Here is a 411-nt window from a genome sequence, read left to right as displayed (position 1 = left end):
GGCCACCGCCGCACCCACGGCGATCCGTTCAAGGACTTCCCCCGGCTGCGCGCGGGCGACGCCGTCGTCCTCACCGACGGCACGACCTGGTACACGTACCGCGTCGACCGCGCGCCCTACCGGACCGTGCCCACCGACACCGGGGTCGTCGACCCCGTCCCCAGGAAGTCCGGCTTCGGCGGCCCGGGCCGCTATCTCACCCTCACCACCTGCGACCCCGAGTGGGGCAGCAGCCACCGGCTGGTCGTCTGGGCGCACCTCGACGCCACCCTGCCGGTCGCCGACGGTCGTCCACAGGCTTTGGACAGCTGACCCTCACCGGCCTTCCCGCCCCGTACTCTGGTCCCCGTAACGAACGGAAGGGGCTGTCGACTTCATGTACGGCTGGATCTGGCGGCATCTGCCGGGCAA

General features: G+C 71.5%; 1 protein-coding gene. It reads left to right on the top strand.

Going from position 1 to position 411, the window contains the following annotated elements; translation table 11 throughout:
* A partial coding sequence (locus tag OQ02_RS39345; protein ID WP_033443778.1) for a sortase domain-containing protein occupies positions 1-312 on the top strand: 312 nt, incomplete at its 5' end.
* Positions 313-411 lie beyond the last annotated feature (99 nt).

The organism is Saccharothrix sp. NRRL B-16314, from assembly GCF_000716595.1.
Taxonomy (GTDB): domain Bacteria; phylum Actinomycetota; class Actinomycetes; order Mycobacteriales; family Pseudonocardiaceae; genus Actinosynnema.
The sequence above is the reverse complement of the archived record's forward strand: the minus strand, read 5'-3'. Positions and strand labels throughout refer to the sequence as shown.